The sequence below is a fragment of the Streptomyces virginiae genome (genome assembly GCF_040638905.1).
Classification (GTDB): Bacteria; Actinomycetota; Actinomycetes; order Streptomycetales; family Streptomycetaceae; genus Streptomyces; species Streptomyces virginiae_B.
Genome location: NZ_JBEZYV010000002.1, coordinates 108,583 through 123,225, shown reverse-complemented (window position 1 = coordinate 123,225; position 14,643 = coordinate 108,583). Strand labels below are relative to the sequence as shown.

The following is a 14,643-nucleotide window of genomic DNA, read 5'->3' as shown; positions in this document are numbered from 1 at the left end:
GATGGGAGCCCGGTGCGGGAGCGACGAGGCTTGCGCCATGACGACCTACCCGAAGAAGGCCCTGCTCCTCGCCCTCGCCGCGGCCACCGTCGCCGCGGGCCCGACCGCGACCGCCGGCCCGGCCGCCGCCCGGCCGGCCACCGCCGCGGTGCCGAAGCTCGACTGGAAGCCCTGCACCCGACCGGGCGGCCCCACCGCCCAGGAGTGCGCCGTACTGCCCGTCCCGCTCGACTATGCCGACCCCGGCGGCCGGCAGATCCATGTGGCCGTCTCCCGCCTCCTCAGCGACCGCCCCTCGGCCCGCCGCGGCACGCTCGTCGTGATACCCGGCGGGCCGGGCGGATCCGGGGTGCAGCGCCTGACCCTGAAGGGCGCCGCCCTCCAGCGGGAGCTGGCCGGCGCCTACGACCTCGTCGCCTTCGACCCGCGCGGGGTGGGCGCCAGCACCACCGCGAGCTGCGGCCTCGACCCCGAGGACCGGTACCTGACCAGCCTGCGGTCCTGGCCCGGCCCGGACGGCGACATCACGGAGAACGTCGCGCGCTCCCGGCGCATCGCCGAGGCCTGCGACCGCAACGGCGGCCCCGAACTGCGCAGTTTCACCACCGCCAACCAGGTTCGGGACATGGACCGCCTCCGCGAGGCCCTCGGCGAACGCAGGCTCTCCGCCTGGGCGACCTCGTACGGGACGTACGTGGCGGCCCAGTACGCGCAGAAGCACCCCCGGCGCACCGACCGCTGGGTCCTCGACAGCAGCGGCGACCCCGACCCCCGGCGGGTCGCCCGCGGCTGGCTGGCGAACATGTCGCGGGGCGCCGACGAGCGCTTCCCCGACTTCGCTGCGTGGGCGGCCCGTCCCGACCGGGACGGGGAGGGCCTGCGCCTGGCCGCACGGGCGGAGGACGTCGAGCCGCTGGTCGTCGCACTCGCGGCCCGGCTCGACAGGGAACCTCGCCCGTCGACCACCCCCGGGGTGCCGCTGACCGGCAACGGGCTGCGCCAGGCCCTCCAGAACGCCCTCTACGCCGACGCCGCCTTCCCCTCCTTGGCGCGGCTGGTCAAGGCCGCTCAGGACCCGGCGGGAACCCCCGTGCTCCCGCCCGAGCTGGCGCGGCCGGTCCGGGACGAGGACGCCGCCGTCATGGTGGGCGTCATCTGCAACGACGTCGCCTGGCCGGGAACGTCCACGGCCGCCTACCGGGCCGCGGTGGCGGAGGACCGCGCCCGGTACCCGCTCACGGCCGGCATGCCCGTCAACGTGCTGCCCTGCTCCTTCTGGAAGACCGCCCCCGCGCAGGAGCCCACCCCGATCACCGGCGACGGCCCGTCCGGCGTCCTCATGCTCCAGAGCCGCCGGGATCCGGCGACGCCGCTGTTCGGAGCCCTGAAGATGCGCGAGGCCCTGGGCGGCCGCGCCCGCATGGTGACCGTCGAGCAGGGCGGCCACGGGCTCTACCTCGGCAACGGCAACGCGTGCGGCGACCGGGCCGTCACCGACTACCTCACCACCGGCCGGCGCCCCGCCCGGGACACGTACTGCGCGAACTGATCCCACCGCCGGCCGGCGCCGGCCGGCACCGCCGCCCACGCGCGGGGACACCCGGACGGCGCCACGATGGAGGGAGGACCCGAACCCCGCAGAGCAGTGGAGATCGCCATGAGCACGCACAAGGTGGGACCGGAGACCACCGTCCTCGCGGACTGCATCGAGGTTCCGGGCATCGGATTCCTCCCGGTCAACGCGTTCGTGCTGCACGCCGGGCAGCCGGTGGTCGTGGACACCGGCCTCGGCCTGCCCGACCGGGACTTCCTGGAGGTGCTCGGTTCGGTGATCGACCCCGCCGACGTGCGGTGGATCTGGCTGACCCATCCCGACCGCGACCACACCGGGGGGCTCTTCGCCCTGCTCGAAGCCGCTCCCGAGGCCCGCCTGGTGACGACGTTCCTCGGCGCCGGGATCATGTCCACCGAGCGGCCGCTGCCCATGGACCGGCTGTACTTCCTCAACCCCGGCCAGACCCTGGACGTGGGCGACCGTACGCTCCACGCCTTCAGGCCGCCGCTGTTCGACAACCCGGCCACCGTCGGCTTCTACGACGACCGCTCCCGGACTTGTTTCAGCTCCGACTGCTTCGGCGGCCCCATGCCCACCGCGGACCTGGCGGTGAGCACGGACGTCACGCAGCTGCCGGCCGATGAGCTGAGGGCGTCCCAGCGGCTGTGGGCGAGCGTGGACAGCCCCTGGGTGCAGCTGGTGGACCCGGACCGGTTCCTGGCCACCGTGGATCCGCTGCGGACGATGGATCCGCAGACCGTCCTGTGCACGCACCTCCCACCCGCGGTGGGCCTCACCCCGCAGCTCCTCGACACCATCGCCGCGGTCCCGGGGCTCGACCCGTTCACGGGGCCGGACCAGGCCGCCCTGGCCCAGATGCTCGCGACCTTCGAACCCTGATCCGCCGGACACCCCCCGCCCCCGTCAGCACGGTGGCGCCGGGCGACCCGTACGACGTCGTTCGCCCCTGCGGGGTGACGGCGGCCGCCCGGGGGCGGCTCCCCGTCGGCGTTCCACCGATCTTCCCGCGCGGGCTCGTCACCCAATACCCATCCGTACTTGCGGGTACTGCGGCCGAATGGCGCCGGATTTGATAGTTCTGGACAGGTCCGGTGTGAGAAACCTGCGGGAAGGACTGGGCATGTTCGATCTACTACGCCCGGAGACCGTCATGTGCCCCTTCTGCAAGGCCACCGCCGCCGACGGCGCTGTGCGCACGCTGCGGACGGGGGCGGCCTCCCTCTCGGTGACCTGGCACGCCCTGAACTGCCCGCACTACGCGGCCGACCGGATCCTCGCGGAGAAGGAGGGCTGACAGAGCCCGCACCGGGCCCGCGTCACACGGGCTCCGCCTCCCGCGCGGCCCGGCGGCGCAGCGCGTCCTCGTCGGTGTCCGCGTCGTACGAGATCAGCTTCGGCAGCAGCGCGGCCAGCACCGCGACCGAGACCACGCAGGCCAGACCGCCGCTCCAGAAGGCCGGGCGGGTTCCCGTCCAGCCGGCCATGGTGCCCGCCCGCACCTGGCCGAGCTGCGGGCCCACGCTGTACGAGAGCACCTCGATGCCCGCGAGCCGGCCGCGCAGTTCCTCGGGGATCGTCTGGTTCCAGATCGTGGCGCGGCCCAGCCCGCTCAGCATGTCGGCCGCGCCCGCCACGGCGAGGCAGAGCAGCACCGGCCAGATGCCGGGCGACACGCCGGCCGCCGCGATCGCCAGACCCCAGACCGTGGCCCCGAGGACCACCAGCAGCCCGTGCCGGCGTACCCGGGACACCCAGCCGCTGGTCAGTCCCAGCACCATCGAGCCCACCGCCCCGGCCGCGTACATCAGACCCAGCGCCCACACGGCGTCCAGCTCGTCCGCGAGGAAGGGGAAGATCGTGTTCGGGAAGGCGAAGAACATCGCCGCGAGGTCCACGGCGTACGTGCCCAGCAGCACCGGCCGGCTCCACGCGTAGCGCGCGCCCTCGGCGATCCCGCGCAGCGACGGACGCTCCGCGCCCGCGACGGGCGGGGCCGGACTGAGCCGCGAGCACAGCACCACGGAGCCGAGGAAACCCGCCACGGTGACGGCATAGGCCGAGGCGTGACCGGCGTAGGCGACGACCAGGCCGGCCAGCGCGGGACCGACGATCGCGCCGAACTGGTAGCGCAGCCCGTTGAGCGCCGCGGCGGCGGTCAGCTGGTCGTGCGGCACGATCCGCGCCATCAGCGAGTCCAGGGCCGGCCGCTGCAGCCCGGCCAGGGCCGACACACCCGCGGCGACCACGTACAGCGGCCACAGCAGCGGGTCCGGCAGCAGCGCGTTCACCAGGAGGACCAGGGCCAGCACCCCGAGCCCCGCTTCGGTCAACAGGATCATCCGCCGCCGGTCGACCGCGTCCGCGAGCGCGCCCCCGTACAGTCCGAAGACGACCAGCGGGACCAGCTCCACCGCGCCCATCGCACCGACGGCCAGCGGCGAGTCCGTCAGGTGCTTGATCTGCAGCGGCAGCGCGATCATCGCCATGAAGGAGCCGAAGTACGTCACGGTCCCCTGGTAGAAGAGGAGCCGGAAGTCACGGCTGGAACGCCACGGGGCGAGGTCGGGCAGTACGGCGGTCAGTCGGGAGGTGCTCACGGAAGGCCATCGTGCGCGGCCGCCCCGATCCCGGCAAAGGATTTTTCCCGGCCCGTGCCGACCCCCCACCGGCCCGTGCCGCACTCCTTCCGGTCCCGTGCCGCCCCCCACCGGCCGGTGCCGGGTTCCACCGGCCCGGTGCCGGACACCCACCGGTCCCGTGCCGGACGCCGGCTCCGGACGTCGGCTTCGGGCTCCGCCCCGGACGGGCGAATCCGGGGCTCGGGGCGTGGCATCGCGCGCCCGCCGTGGCACCCATGGTCCATGCCGCCGGTGTCACCGTTCCTGCGTACGGCCGCGTCGTACGCCTGGCGCCTGCTGGTCGTCGGCGCCGCCGTCTACGTGGTCTTCGCCCTGCTGGGCCGGTTCCACGAGATCGCCGTCGCGGTCTTCCTCGGCCTCGTCGTCACCGCGCTGCTCTGGGTGCCCACCCGGCGCCTCGCCACGGCCGTGCCCCGCACGATCGCCGTCGCCCTGACCCTCCTCGGCAGCGCGCTGCTCCTGCTGGGCGTGCTGACCCTGGTCGGCGAGGCGGTGGCGGGGGAGAGCACGACCCTGGCCCGGGAGTTCCGCGAGGGACTCGCCAGCATCGAGACGTGGCTGGAGAAGCCGCCCTTCCGGCTGAACCCGGACGCGCTCTCCGACGTCCAGTTCCGGATCGGCGAATACCTCTCCAGCCACCGCTCCACCGTCCTCAGCCAGGCGGTCAGCGGAGCCGGCCGGCTCGTCCACGTCCTCACCGTCCTCGCCCTCGCGGTCTTCTGCTCCTTCTTCTTCCTCCACGGCGGCGACCGGCAGTGGGCGTGGTTCTGCGACCAGCTGCCCGAGACCGCGCGGGAACGCGTGACGATCGCCGGACGCGCGGGCTGGCGCACCTTCACCGGGTACACCCACGGGATCGTCGTGGTCGCGGCGACGAACGCGGTCCTCGTCGGGCTGGCGCTGTACTTCCTCGGGGTCCCGCTGGCCGTTCCGCTGGCGCTGCTGGAGTTCTTCGCGGCCTTCGTCCCCCTCATCGGGTCACCGGTCGCGCTGGCGGTCGCCGCGGTCGTCGCCCTCGCCGCGAAGGGGCCGGTCGTCGCGGCGATCGTCGTCGCGCTGATCGTGATCATCGGCCAGATCGAGGGTCACCTGCTGCACCCGCTGGTGATGAGCCGGGCGGTCCGCCTGCATCCGCTGGTCGTGGCGATCTCGGTGGTCGCGGGCGCGATCGCCGCCGGCGTCGTCGGTGCCGTGGTCGCGGTCCCGCTGGTCTCCGTCGTCTGGTCGGTCCACTCGGCCCTGCGCGAGGCCCGCCGCACGGCAGCGCGCACGGCGGACGAGTGACCGACGGCGGTCCCGCCCGGGCCGTCGCGGCCGGCGGGCCGACTCGGGCGGCGGGACGGCGGGACGGCGGAGGGGCGGGACGGCGGGACGGCGGACACCCGCCGGTCGCTTCCTGCACAATCGCCTGATGAGCGATGAAGACCCCTACCTGTGGCTGGAAGACGTATCCGGCGAGACCGCCCTCGCCTGGGTCCGGGAGCGCAACGCCGAGACCGTGGACGCGCTGACCGGCGACCCCGGCTTCAAGGTGCTCGAACAGGAGATGCGCGAGGTGCTGGACGACGACGGCCGGATCCCGTACGTCGTCCGCCGCGGCCGCCACCTCTACAACTTCTGGCAGGACGCCGACCACGTACGCGGCCTGTGGCGGCGGACCACCCTGGAGGAGTACCGCACGGACCGCCCGGCCTGGGAGGTCCTGCTGGACCTCGACGCGCTGGCCGACGCCGAAGGGGAGAAGTGGGCCTGGGCTGGCAGCCGGGTCCTGGCGCCCGCGCACCGGCACGCCCTGGTCCTGCTCTCCAGGGACGGCGCCGACGCCTGCGTCGTGCGCGAGTTCGACCTGGAGACCCTGGAATTCGTCACGGACGGGTTCACGGTCGCCGAGGCCAAGACGCGGATCGGGTGGATCGACCATGAGCGGGTCTGGATCGGGACGGACTTCGGCCCCGGTTCGATGTCCGCCTCCGGTTACCCGCTCCAGGTCCGCCGCTGGCGCCGCGGCACCCCCCTCGTAGACGCCGAGCTCGTCTACGAGGGCCGCCCGTCGGACCTGTCCGCCTCGGGCTGGCACGACGACACCCCCGGCTTCGAGCGGGACTTCGTCCACCGACAGATCGACTTCTGGCACCAGCAGCTGTTCCTCCTGCCCGAGGACGCCGCCGGCTCGCCCGCGAAGATCGACGTACCGGACGACGCGAGCGCCTCGGTCCACCGGGAGTGGCTGACCGTCACCACCAGGACGCCCTGGCTCGGCCACCCCGCGGGCAGCCTGCTCGCCTTCGACTTCACCGCGTTCCAGGAGGGGGCGCGGGACGCCGAGGTCCTGTTCACCCCGGACGAGCGCACCGCGCTCGCCGGATACAGCTGGACCCGCAACCACCTCATCCTCAGCACCCGCGCGGACGTCTCCTCCGCCATGGAGCTGCTCACGCCCGGCCCGGACGGCTGGAGCCGCGCACCGCTGCCGGGCCTGCCGCCCCTGTCCACCGCCTCGGTCACCTGCACCGACCCGGACGTCGGCGACGAGTACTTCCACCACGTCTCCGGCTTCCTGCAGCCCTCCACCCTCTACCGGGGCACGGCGGGCGGCGAGGACGACAGCGAGCCCGTCAAGCAGAGCCCGGCGCTCTTCGACACCGCCGGTCTCACCGTGAGCCAGTTCTTCGCGACCTCCGCCGACGGCACCCGGGTGCCCTACTTCGTCGTCGGACCCGAGGAGCGGTCCGCACCCGGACCCACCCTGCTCTACGGCTACGGCGGCTTCGAGGTCTCCATGGTCCCCTCCTACAGCGCGGTCACCGGCCGCGCCTGGCTCGCGCGCGGCGGCACCTACGCCGTCGCCGGCATCAGGGGCGGCCACGAGTACGGGCCCGGCTGGCACCGGGCGGCGCTCGGCGCGAACCGGATCCGGGCGTACGAGGACTTCGCGGCCGTCGCCCGGGACCTCGTATCCCGGGACATCACCACCGCGGCCCAGCTGGGCATCGAGGGCGGCAGCAACGGCGGCCTTCTGATGGGCGCGATGCTCACCCGCGAACCGGATCTCTTCGGCGCGGTCGTCGCGCACGTGCCGCTGCTGGACATGCTCCGCTTCCACAAGCTGCTCGCCGGCGCCAGCTGGATCGCCGAGTACGGCGATCCCGACGACCCGGCGGACCGGCCCCACCTGGAGGACATCTCCCCGTACCACCGGATCCGGACGGACGGGCCCGCGTACCCGCCGCTGCTCCTGCTCACGTCGACCCGCGACGACCGGGTCCATCCGGGGCACGCCCGCAAGATGGCCGCGCGGCTGCGCGAGGCCGGGCATCCCGTGCTCTTCCACGAGCACATCGGCGGCGGCCACGCGGGTGCCACCGACCACCGGCAGACGGCCTTCAACGAGGCCCTGGTCCACACCTTCCTGTGGGAGCGGCTGACCCCGTCGAAGTGAGCGGCCGCCGGGCACGCGCGCGGCGCGCCCGGCCCGTTTCACTCGGGTCCCCGCGGTGGCGCGGCGGCGGTGTCCGGGGTCCGGCCCGGGGGGAGGACACCTCTCCGGCGGCCGGCGCCGGCGCGCCGCCATCGCCCGGGCGCTCGTGGTCGAACCCGCCGTCCTCGTGCTCGACGAGGCGGTGTCCGCCCTCGACCCGTCCGTCCGGGCGCAGGTCCTCAACCTGCTGTCGGACATCCGGCGCGACACCGGCATCGGGCCGGTCTTCGTCAGCCACGCCCTGGCGGTGGTCCGCCACATCTGCGGCAAGGCCCTGGTGACGTACCGGGGCGGACCCTGGAGCACAGCCCGGTCGCCGAGCTGCTCGCGGCGCCCCAGGGCCCCTACACCCGGCTGCTGCCGGCGTCCGTGCCCCCCGGGCCGGGATCCCGGCCCGATCGGCTCGCGCCGGCGGAGCCTCGAACCCAGGCGTCCGCCGGCGCAGGCGGCCCGCCCGACGAGGTACGGCGCACGAACGCCGGGGAAACACCGGATGACGGGAGAAAGGCGTCCCGGGGCGCCGCGCAGACATCCGTTCGGGGGATTCGGGACGCCAGTCGCCGCCGAATCCGGTTTCGTGCCCCACGATCGGCGGGTGCACCACCGGAGGGAGGACCCCATGAGCACCCCGTTCGCGTCCGCCGCCCCCTACTACGCCCGCTACCGGCCCCCGTACCCGCGGGAGCTCCACACCCTGCTGGTGGACCGCTTCGCGCTCGACGGCTCCCAGACCGTCCTGGACCTCGGCGCCGGCCCCGGCACGCTCAGCCTGCCCCTGGCCCCCCTGTCCGACCACGTGTACGCCGTCGACCCGGAGCCGGCGATGCTCGCCGAGGGGGCCCGGCTGGCCGAGGAGCGGGGCCTCACGAACATCTCGTGGCTGCGGGGCGACGACGCCGCCGTCACCCGGCTGTGCCTGCCCAGGATCGACCTGTGCGTCATCGGCAGGGCCTTCCACCGGATGGACCGCGGGCGGGTGCCGGCCGATCTGGACGAGGTGCTCGCACCCCGGGGCGGGATCGCCGTCGTCACCTCCCTGCACCGGCCCGGTGATCCGCGGCCGGCCTGGCTCACCGTCGTCGAGGAGGTGCGCGACCGTTTCCTCGGATCCGAGGCGCGTCCGGCGGACGTGGGGGCCGACTGGGACGATCTCGTCGAGCGTCTCGCGAAGTCGCCGCTCTCCCGCGTCGAGACCCATCGCTGGGAGCAGCCCCTGCGCCACACCGTGGACGAGGTGATCGGCCTCCAGCTCTCCCTCCCCGCCACCAGCCCGGCCGTACTGGGCGACCGCATGGCCGCCTTCGGGACACAGCTGCGCCGGGCCCTGCTCGACCACGACCCCCGGGGCACGTACGACCGGACGCTGCGCATCGGGGCCGCCGTCGCGACGAGGCCGCGGCGCTGACCGGGCCCGGCCGCGCAGGGGACTTCAGCCGCCGAGGGCGGCGAGCAGTTCGCGTTCCCGGGCGGGGCTCAGGCCGGCCCGGCGGGAGCGGTCCAGGCCCTCGGCGCGCTCCCACTCCAGCAGGTCCGCGAGCATCTCCGCACGCGGCCGGTGCCGCAGCCCGGCCGCGCGCGCCGCGGCTCCGCTGCGGGCGCAGAAGCCCTCCCAGCCCGGCTCCGGCATCCACATGGCCATCGACTCCGGGCCCATGAACGGCCCGACCCCCTGGTCCAGGACCCATGTCGGGTCCGCCGGCACCACCTCCCCGGTGTGGCCGGCCACGCGCCGCGACAGGTCGACCCACTCGTCGAACGGCACGACGGGCCCCACGGCGTCGTAGGTCCCGACGGTGCCCTCGCGCGCGAGGTCCAGCAGCCAGCCCGCGAGATCCCGTACGTCCACCACCTGCGTCGGCAGGCCGGGGGAGTGCGGTACGAGCATGGGCTGGTCCACCGGGCGGGCGGCACGGGCCACCCAGTACCCCGAGCGTCCGGAGTGGTCTCCCGGGCCGCCGATCAGGCCGGCCCGCGCGACGGCGAGACGGTCCCCGACGGCGGCGCGCACGGCCGCTTCACAGGCGACCTTGGCCTCCCCGTACTGCTCCCGCCCCACGTACTGCTCCTGCGTGGGCGCCAGGAGCGCCGCCGACTCGTCGGCGCCGACCGTGCGGTGATCGGCGTAGGCGCTGACCGACGAGACGTACGTCCAGTGCCGGGTCCGCTCCGCCAGCGCCACGAGCGCGTCGCGGACGAACGCAGGCTGCCAGGACACCTCCACCACCGAGTCCCAGTCGCGGTCGAGGAGCCCGGCGTAGGCGGCCCCGTCCTTCCGGTCCGCCGCCACCAGGCGTGCGCCGGGGGCGACTTCGCCACTCTCACCGCGCGCCAGGCACGTCACCGCGTGCCCGCGCTCCACCGCCTGCCGGGTGATCTCACGGCCCAGCCACGCGGTTCCGCCCAGTATCAGAAGATCCATCGCCCCACCCCAGCACACGGCCGACGCGAACGCGACCCCGGTTCGCGGTCGGCGAAGGGCGCGGGGATCCGCTCCGGGCTCAGAGGTCGCGCCGCATGCACACGCGCGGCCACCGGTCCAGGCCGTGGGCCGCCTCGCGGGCGCGGATCTCCCGCAGGCCTCGGGTGAGCGCGTCCTCGCCGAGCGGGCGGAAGCCGCAACGGGCGTAGTACGGGGCGTTCCACGGCACCTCGGTGAAGGTGGTGAGCGTCAGCGCGGGCACGCCCTCGCGCACGGCGACCTCCGCCAGGTGCTCCAGCAGCGACCGGCCGACACCCCGGCGCGCGTGGTCGGGATGCACGGACACCTGCTCCACGTGGAGGTTGCCCTCGACGCGCTCGGCGATCAGATAGGCGACCGGGGCGTCGGCGCCGTCCACCGCCACCCAGGCGAGCCCGGCCTCCCGATAGGGGGCGAGCTCGTCGAGCGTCAGGGGCTCGTCGGCGGCGATCTCCGGCATGCCGATGTCCCGGAAGCAGCGCCCGGCCGCCCTCTCGATGTCCTGGAGGACCGTCAGTTCGTCCGGATGCACCGCGCGTACAGGCATGACGGCATTGTCCGCCGCGGAGCCGTCCGGGGGCACGCGAGTTTCCGCGGCCCCGACCGCCGCGCTCTGTGCTCCGTCCGAGTCACTTCGGGTGCCCGTTCGGCCCCAGCCCCGAGCCGCATGATCATCATGTTGACGATCCATCGGTTTGATACGGCTATGCCACGAATGCGACGGACACGACCGACCAAGGCGTGGGGCGCCCTGGCCGCGGTGACGGGGGCCATGCTGGTCGTCGCCGCAGCACCGGGCCGGGTGCCCGACGAGACCTCCGCGGACGCGAAAGCCGCGGGGCCCCCGCGGGAAGCGGCGGTCACCCTGCTGGTGGGCAGAGTGCTGGAAGGGGCACACGGGGCGGGCGAAGGGCGGTGCGCGGCCCGGGTGTTCCGGCCCGGGCTGTGCAGCGGCTGGCAGGAGCAGCGGGTACGGGCCACCGCGGGCGGGGTGGGATCCGTACTCAAGGAGCCGGTCCTCGCCGACGCCGCTCGCGACGCCCAGGCTCAGGTACTGGCCACCGACTCCGGCGGGCCCCTGGAGATCACCCTCACCGAACCGGGCCGCATCACGGACGTGACCGTCCGCGACGGGCACGGCCGCCACCTGGCCGGTGCGCTCGGCCCGCACAGCGACCGCTGGCTGAACACCGAGTCGCTGCGCGCGGGGGAGACCTACACCGTCCAGGTCGGTGCGCAGGACGCGGCCGGCACCCCGGTCGGCGTGACCATGGCCTTTCGGACCGAGCCACCCGCGGACGGGGGCCGGCTGACCGTCGAGTTCGGGCCGGGCCCCGGCACGTACGGGGTCGGCGAGATCGTGACGGCAGCCCTCAGCAAGCCCGTTCCGGCCGACGACCCCGTGGCGCGGGCCCGGCTGGAGCAGGCGCTGGAGGTCACCTCGGAGCCGCACGTCGAGGGCGCCTGGCACTGGGTCGACGATGCGAACCTGCACTTCCGGCCCCGTACCTACTGGCCCGCGCACACGGTGGTGCGCGTCCGCAGCGGACTCGACGGGGTCGAGGTCGGCGACCACGCCTACGGAGGCCCCTCGAAGGACCTGGAGTTCACCATCGGGGACCGCATCGAGGCCGTCACCGACTCCGCCACCCACCGCATGACCGTACGCCGCAACGGACGCGTCATCAGGACGATCCCGGTCACCACCGGCAAGGAGGGCTTCAGGACCCGCAGCGGCATCAAGGTCGTGCTGCGCAAGGAGTCCAAGGTCCGCATGCGCGGCGACACCGTCGGCATCCAGCGCGGCACCAAGGAGTTCTACGACCTGCCCGTCTCCTACGCGACGCGGGTCACCTGGAGCGGCGAGTACATCCACGCGGCGCCCTGGTCGGTGGAGTCGCAGGGCGAGGAGAACGTCAGCCACGGCTGCACGGGCATGAGCACCGAGAACGCCGCCTGGTTCTTCAAGACGGTCCGCGAGGGGGACATCGTGGAGGTGGTCAACAGCGGCGGAGCGAAGATGGCACCCTTCGACAACGGCTTCGGCGACTGGAACGTGGACTGGCGGAGCTGGCTGGCCGGTAGCGCCCTGGCCGACGTGGACGCGGCGCCGCAGGGCTCACCGCTCACCCCGTCCCGCCTGCACCCGACCACCTGAGCCCGGGTATCGGGGCCCTGAGGTACGCCGGGCCGCTCCCCGGGGGTGATCCACCCGAACGCCAACCGCACACGGTCCGGCTTACGATCAGCGCATGATCACAGGAGTGATGTTCGATTTCTCCGGGACGCTGCTGCGCATCGAGTCGACCGAGGACTGGCTCGGCGCCGGCCTGGCGGCGACCGGTGTCCGGCTGTCCGACGAGGAGTTCCGCGCGACGGCGGGGCGGCTGACGGAGTACGGCGCCCTGCCGGGCGGTTGCGCACCCCGGCGGATGCCCCCGCACCTCGAAGCGCTGTGGGCGGAACGGGACGTGAGCGCCGGTCAACACCGGGCGGCCTACGGCGGCCTGGCGCTGGCGGCCGGCCTGCCGGAGCCCGAGCCGGAGCTGGCCCAGGCGCTCTACGACCGCCACATGAGCCCCGCCGCCTGGCGGCCCTACCCGGACACCGGCCCGACGCTGCGCGAACTGCGGCGGCGGGGCATCCCCGTGGCCGTCGTGAGCAACATCGGATGGGACCTGCGGCCGATCTTCCGCACGCACGGCCTGGACGAGCTGGTCGACGCCTACGTGCTCTCCTACGAACTGGGCGTCCAGAAGCCCGATCCGCGGATCTTCCGGACCGCCTGCGAACGGCTCGGCCTGCCGCCCGCCGAGGTGCTGATGGTCGGGGACGACCGCCGCGCGGACGGCGGCGCCGCAGCGCTCGGCTGCCCGGTGCACTTCGTCGACCACCTGCCGGTCGACCGGCGGCCGAACGGCCTCACCCCCCTCCTGGACCTGCTGGGATAGCCCCCGGGTCGTCGTCGACGTTCCACCGGTCCGGCAGCGGCCCGTCGCAGAACACGCACGCGACGTCCTGCTCGCGCACGATGCCGAGCTCCCGGCAGCGGGGACACCTGCGGAACACCACGCGTGCGAACCAACCCGGTTGCCCGGGCCCGGCCGCGTCCGGCGCGTCCGCGACCGCCTCCCACGAGCGGACGTCGGGGCAGTAGCCGGTCGACTGGTTGCTGACCTCGCCGACCGCCCACGCCCCGCCCGCCCGGGAGAACCCCGCCCCCCCGGCGGCCAGGACCGCCGCACCGCCCGCACACACGACGTGCTCACCGCGCCGCGGTGCGAGCCGGAGCAGGCCGGCGGTGTCGACGACGAACGTGAACGGCTCGGCGAGATCCGCGCCGGCAGCGTCGACACCCACTCCTCGAAGTCCGCCGCCGACCGGACGCCGCGGCCCCGGCTCCCGGGGGCGGACCAGTGACAGCGGTCCGGCCGGCCCCGCGTACCGGTAGGCCCCGTGGGAGCGCCCTCGTACACCCGTGGGGGACACCGTGGACGAAGTGCCCGGACGCAGGCGCTGTGCCTTCCTCGGCCCCATGGTCGGCCGGTGGCGGCCGCCACACCCCGCCGGCGGACTGTGGTGCGCCCGCACATGGGACCGGACCCGGGTCGTCGCCGATGATTCCCGCCATGACGAGCGCCTTCCCTCCCGTGTTCCACGGGCCAGCAGCCGCATCAGCCGTCGTCGACCTGGCGGGTCGTACCGCCATGGTGACCGGGGCAGGCAGCGGCATCGGACGGGCCTGCGCCACCGCGCTCGCCGCGGCCGGGGCCCACGTGCACGTCGTGGACATCGACGCCGCGGCGGCCGGTACCGTCGCCGAGGCGATCGGCGGCCGGGCCCACGTCGCCGACCTGGCGCGGGCCGCCCCGATCGGCGAACTCCCCGCCGATGTCGACATCCTGGTCAACAACGCCGGACTCCAGCACGTCGCGCCCCTGGCCGAATTCCCCCCGGACCGCTTCGAACTCATCCAGCGGGTGATGGTCCACGCCCCCTTCCTGCTGCTCCGCCGGATCCTGCCGCACATGTACACCCGGGGCTGGGGCCGCGTCGTCAACATTTCCAGCGTGCACGGGCTGCGCGCCAGCGCCTTCAAGGCCGGCTACGTGACCGCGAAGCACGCCCTCGAAGGACTGAGCAAGGTCACGGCCGTCGAAGGCGCGCCGCACGGGGTCACCAGCAACTGCGTCAACCCCGGCTACGTCCGCACGCCGCTGGTGGAGCGGCAGATCGAGGCCCAGGCGGCCGCCCACGGGATCGACGCGGACCGGGTCGTCAGCGAGGTGCTGCTCGGCCGCTCCGCCGTCAAACGGCTGATCGAACCGGAGGAGGTGGCCGCCGCCGTCCTCTGGCTCTGCGGCCCCCACACCGGCTACCTCACCGGCGCCTCGATCCCCCTGGACGGCGGCTGGACCGCGACATGAGCGGCGCGCGGCCGGCCGCGACGTGACAAATGTAATGGGCCGTCAAGGTGTCGCTCCTTCTGGAG

At 74.2% G+C, this 14,643-nt stretch carries 13 protein-coding genes and 1 pseudogene; 10 read left to right on the top strand and 4 right to left on the bottom strand.

Annotated features, from left to right (window positions below):
• The first annotated feature begins 37 nt into the window (after positions 1 to 37).
• From AB0F82_RS04000 to AB0F82_RS03990, 3 genes are all read left to right on the top strand, one after another.
• Positions 38 to 1,549: an alpha/beta hydrolase gene (locus AB0F82_RS04000; protein ID WP_362623709.1), complete on the top strand. Its 1,512-nt coding sequence runs from the start codon at positions 38 to 40 to the stop codon at positions 1,547 to 1,549.
• A 108-nt stretch (positions 1,550 to 1,657) separates the two neighbouring features.
• Positions 1,658 to 2,455 carry an MBL fold metallo-hydrolase gene (locus AB0F82_RS03995; protein ID WP_362623706.1) on the top strand — a complete coding sequence of 266 codons (798 nt, stop codon included), beginning with the start codon at positions 1,658 to 1,660 and terminating at the stop codon, positions 2,453 to 2,455.
• Between the two features lie 241 nt (positions 2,456 to 2,696).
• A complete protein-coding gene (locus tag AB0F82_RS03990) occupies positions 2,697 to 2,870 on the top strand; it encodes a hypothetical protein (protein ID WP_362623704.1) in 174 nt (57 codons plus the stop codon).
• A 22-nt stretch (positions 2,871 to 2,892) separates the two neighbouring features.
• Here AB0F82_RS03990 and AB0F82_RS03985 read toward each other — a convergent pair whose 3' ends face one another.
• Positions 2,893 to 4,173, bottom strand: a complete 1,281-nt coding sequence (locus AB0F82_RS03985) for an MFS transporter (RefSeq protein ID WP_362623701.1) — start codon at positions 4,171 to 4,173, stop codon at positions 2,893 to 2,895.
• Positions 4,174 to 4,437: 264 nt separating this feature from the next.
• Here AB0F82_RS03985 and AB0F82_RS03980 point away from each other — a divergent pair, with 264 nt between their 5' ends.
• From AB0F82_RS03980 to AB0F82_RS03965, 4 genes and pseudogenes are all read left to right on the top strand, one after another.
• The gene (locus AB0F82_RS03980) at positions 4,438 to 5,499 is read left to right on the top strand and encodes an AI-2E family transporter (protein WP_362623698.1); all 1,062 of its coding nucleotides are present in this window, start codon (positions 4,438 to 4,440) and stop codon (positions 5,497 to 5,499) included.
• 127 nt (positions 5,500 to 5,626) lie between these two features.
• The gene (locus AB0F82_RS03975; RefSeq protein WP_362623695.1) at positions 5,627 to 7,654 is read left to right on the top strand and encodes a prolyl oligopeptidase family serine peptidase; all 2,028 of its coding nucleotides are present in this window, start codon (positions 5,627 to 5,629) and stop codon (positions 7,652 to 7,654) included.
• A gap of 55 nt (positions 7,655 to 7,709) precedes the next feature.
• Positions 7,710 to 7,796: pseudogene (locus tag AB0F82_RS03970) on the top strand (hypothetical protein); the annotation flags it as partial.
• A gap of 516 nt (positions 7,797 to 8,312) precedes the next feature.
• Entirely contained in the window at positions 8,313 to 9,098 is a 786-nt protein-coding gene (locus tag AB0F82_RS03965; RefSeq protein WP_362624388.1) for a class I SAM-dependent methyltransferase, read from the top strand.
• A gap of 24 nt (positions 9,099 to 9,122) precedes the next feature.
• Here AB0F82_RS03965 and AB0F82_RS03960 read toward each other — a convergent pair whose 3' ends face one another.
• Entirely contained in the window at positions 9,123 to 10,112 is a 990-nt protein-coding gene (locus tag AB0F82_RS03960; protein WP_362623693.1) for an NAD-dependent epimerase/dehydratase family protein, read from the bottom strand.
• A gap of 79 nt (positions 10,113 to 10,191) precedes the next feature.
• Positions 10,192 to 10,698 (bottom strand): GNAT family N-acetyltransferase, encoded by a 507-nt coding sequence (locus tag AB0F82_RS03955; protein ID WP_362623691.1) that lies wholly within the window; start codon positions 10,696 to 10,698, stop codon positions 10,192 to 10,194.
• Positions 10,699 to 10,866: 168 nt separating this feature from the next.
• Here AB0F82_RS03955 and AB0F82_RS03950 point away from each other — a divergent pair, with 168 nt between their 5' ends.
• Positions 10,867 to 12,309 carry a L,D-transpeptidase gene (locus AB0F82_RS03950; RefSeq protein WP_362623688.1) on the top strand — a complete coding sequence of 481 codons (1,443 nt, stop codon included), beginning with the start codon at positions 10,867 to 10,869 and terminating at the stop codon, positions 12,307 to 12,309.
• Between the two features lie 94 nt (positions 12,310 to 12,403).
• Complete coding sequence (locus AB0F82_RS03945) at positions 12,404 to 13,102, top strand: HAD family hydrolase (protein ID WP_362623685.1); 699 nt, start codon at positions 12,404 to 12,406, stop codon at positions 13,100 to 13,102.
• Here the strand turns inward: AB0F82_RS03945 and AB0F82_RS03940 are convergent.
• Positions 13,074 to 13,511 carry a hypothetical protein gene (locus tag AB0F82_RS03940; protein ID WP_362623683.1) on the bottom strand — a complete coding sequence of 146 codons (438 nt, stop codon included), beginning with the start codon at positions 13,509 to 13,511 and terminating at the stop codon, positions 13,074 to 13,076. The genes AB0F82_RS03945 and AB0F82_RS03940 overlap by 29 nt on opposite strands.
• A gap of 269 nt (positions 13,512 to 13,780) precedes the next feature.
• Here AB0F82_RS03940 and AB0F82_RS03935 point away from each other — a divergent pair, with 269 nt between their 5' ends.
• On the top strand, positions 13,781 to 14,578 hold the full coding sequence (locus AB0F82_RS03935) for a 3-hydroxybutyrate dehydrogenase (RefSeq protein ID WP_362623680.1): 798 nt from the start codon (positions 13,781 to 13,783) through the stop codon (positions 14,576 to 14,578).
• Positions 14,579 to 14,643 lie beyond the last annotated feature (65 nt).